At 74.1% G+C, this 3335-nt stretch carries 2 protein-coding genes; both read left to right on the forward strand.

Annotated features, from left to right (window positions below; genetic code table 11):
* Positions 1-1248: SDR family oxidoreductase (locus ABZ885_RS38000; RefSeq protein ID WP_360199281.1), on the forward strand; the 1248-nt coding region annotated here is incomplete at its 5' end.
* Positions 1249-1350: 102 nt separating this feature from the next.
* A partial coding sequence (locus tag ABZ885_RS38005; protein WP_360199283.1) for a type I polyketide synthase occupies positions 1351-3335 on the forward strand: 1985 nt, incomplete at its 3' end.

Below are 3335 nucleotides of genomic sequence, written 5' to 3' on the forward strand. Positions count from 1 at the left end.
GCGGAGCGGCTGGTGCTGACCGGCCGTTCCGGTCCGGCCGCCGCCGGTGTCGCGGCGACGGTCGCGGAGCTGGCCGCCCGGGGCACGGGCGTGGATGTCGTGTCCTGTGACGTGACGGACCGTTCGGCGCTGGCCGGGCTGGTGGCCTGGATCGGCGCGAGCGGTCCGGCGCTGTCCTCGGTGCTGCACACGGCCGCCGTGCTGGACGACGGTGTGGTCGACCGGCTGTCGGTGGACCGTCTGGAGACGGTGCTGGCCGCGAAGGCGGCGAGCGCGGTCCACCTGGACGAGCTCACCGCGGAGCTGGACCTGGACGCGTTCGTGCTGTTCTCCTCGGCCGCGTCCACACTCGGTGCGGCCGGGCAGGGCAACTACGCGGCGGCCAACGCCTTCCTGGACGCCCTGGCGGAGAACCGGCGGAGCCGCGGCCTGGCCGCGCTGACCGTCGCCTGGGGTGCCTGGGCCGGCGGTGGCATGGCCGAGTCCAGCAAGGTGGTCCGGGCGCGGGTCAAGCGGGCCCCGATGCCGGCGATGGACCCGCAGCTCGCCGTGCGGGCGCTGGGCGAGTCGCTGGACGGACCGGACGCCGTCGTCACCGTGATGGACGTCGACTGGGCCGAGCTGGTGGCCTCGCCCGGCCCGGTGGATCCGCGGGAGATGCCGCTGGTGCGGGATCTGCCCGAGATCCGCCGGCTCGCCGCGGCGAGCCCCGACGGCACCGGCGTGGTGCGCGAAGCGGGCGGTCTGGCGCGGCAGTTGGCCGGGCTGGGCCGGGCCGAGCAGGAGCGGGTGCTCACCGACCTGGTGCGGGCCGAGGTCGCGGTCGTGCTGGGGCACGCCTCGGCCGACGCGGTCGAGGACCGGCGCGCGTTCAAGGACCTCGGCTTCGACTCGCTGACCTCGGTCGAGCTCCGCAACCGCCTCAACGGGGTGACGGGGCTGCGGCTGCCCGCCACGCTGGTGTTCGACTACCCCACCCCGAACGCCCTTGCCGGCTGGCTGCGAACCGAGATTGTCTCGGAGGAAGCGGTGTCGGTCCCGGTGCTCGCCGAGCTCGACCGGCTCGAGGCCGCTCTCCGTACCGGGGCGATGGACGACTCGGTGCGGGAGGTGGCCACCGACCGGCTGCGCCTGTTGCTGGACGCCATCGGCGACCAGGCCGCCGACAAGAGCAAGAAGCGGCGCGAAGCGGAACTCGAGGGCGCGACCGACGACGAGCTGTTCGCTCTCGTCGACGAGCTCGAGTGACGCCTGTCCGGCCCTGAGGGGCTCCGTTCGAACCGGGCTGTCCCGCACGTTCCGTGCGGGACAGCCCGCCCCTGACTCTGCCCGAAACACCATTGCTGGGAGATGACCGTGTCCGACGGGGACAAGCTTCGTAGTTACCTAAAGCGGGCCATCGCAGACGCCCAGGACGCCCGCGCCCGACTGCGCGAGGTGCAGGAGCAGGCGGCGGAGCCGGTGGCGATCGTCGGCATGGCGTGCCGCTTCCCGGGCGGTGCGGACAGCCCGGAGGCGTTCTGGGAGCTGCTGGCCTCGGGCGGTGACGCGGTGGGCGGGTTCCCGACCGACCGCGGCTGGGACCTGGACGACGTCTACGACCCGGACGGCGAGCGCGAGGGCACCTCGTACGTGGCGCAGGGCGCGTTCCTGCGGGACGCGACCCGGTTCGACGCCGGGTTCTTCGGCATCAGCCCCCGCGAGGCGCTGGCGATGGACCCGCAGCAGCGGCTGCTGCTGGAGACCTCGTGGGAGGCGCTGGAGCGGGCCGGCATCGACCCGGCCTCCCTGCGGGAGACGGCGACCGGGGTGTTCGCGGGCGGCTTCGGGTCCAACTACGGGATCGGTGTCTCCTGGTCCGGCGAGGCCGGGTCCGGCGTCGAGGGCCACCTGATGACCGGGAACGCGACGAGCGTGCTGTCGGGCCGGGTGTCGTACGTGCTGGGTCTCGAAGGGCCGGCGGTGACGATCGACACGGCGTGCTCGTCCTCGCTGGTCGCCCTGCACCTGGCCGCCCAGGCGCTGCGCTCGGGGGAGTGCACGCTGGCACTGGCCGGAGGTGTCACGGTGCTGGTGTCCCCGGGGACGTTCGTGGAGTTCTCGCGGCAGCAGGGGCTGTCCGCGGACGGCCGGTGCCGCGCCTTCTCGGAGGACGCGGACGGCACGGGCTGGGCCGAGGGCGTCGGCATGCTCGTGGTCGAGCGCCTCTCCGACGCGCGCCGCAACGGGCACAGGGTGCTCGCGGTGCTGCGCGGTTCGGCCGTGAACCAGGACGGTGCATCCAACGGTCTGACGGCGCCGAACGGCCCGTCGCAGCAGCGGGTGATCCGCGCGGCGCTGGCCAATGCGCGCCTGGCGGCCGCGGACGTGGACGTGGTGGAGGCGCACGGGACGGGCACCACACTGGGTGACCCGATCGAGGCGCAGGCGCTGCTGGCCACCTACGGCCAGGAACGCGGCGGCAACGGCCCGCTGCGACTGGGCTCGGTGAAGTCGAACATCGGGCACACCCAGGCGGCGGCCGGTGTGGCCGGTGTGATCAAGATGGTGCTGGCGATGCAGCACGAGCAGCTGCCGCCCACGCTGCACGCCGAGGTGCCGTCCTCGCACGTCGACTGGACGGCGGGCGAGGTCGAGCTGCTGACGGAGTCGGTGCCGTGGCCGGCGGGGGAGCATCCGCGTCGGGCAGGCGTGTCCTCGTTCGGTATCAGTGGCACCAACGCGCACGTCATCGTGGAGGAGGCGCCGGCCGTCGAGGCCGTCGAGCCTGGGGCCGCTTCGGCGGACCCGGTGCTGCCGGGGGCCGGTGCGTGGGTGGTGTCGGGCCGTACGGCGGACGGTCTGACGGCTCAGGCCGGCCGGCTGCGCGAATGGGTGGTGGCGCGGCCGGAGCTCGGGCCGGAGGACGTGGCCTGGTCGCTGGCGGCGACGCGGTCGGTGTTCGAGCACCGGGCCGTCGTGGTGGGCACCGACCGTGCCGAACTGGTCGGCGGCCTGGGGAGCTTCGCCGCGGGCGTGTCGGCGGCGTCGGTGGTGTCGGGTGTGGCGCGGGCCGGTGCCCGGGTGGGCCTGGTCTTCGCGGGCCAGGGTTCGCAGTGGACCGGCATGGGCCGGGGCCTGTACGAGGGCAGTGCGGTCTTCGCCGAGGTGTTCGACCGGGTGTGCGGGCTGCTGGAGCTGGAGCTCGGGGTTTCCGTCCGCGATGTGGTGCTCGGTGCCGAGGGTGTCGACGAGGCCCTGGCGGACCAGACGCTGTACGCGCAGGCGGGCCTGTTCGCGTTCGAGGTCGGTGTCGCGGCGGTGCTGCAGGCCGCGGGTGTGACCGCGGATGCGGT

It is taken from the genome of Kitasatospora sp. NPDC047058 (assembly GCF_040643935.1).
Lineage (GTDB): Bacteria > Actinomycetota > Actinomycetes > Streptomycetales > Streptomycetaceae > Kitasatospora.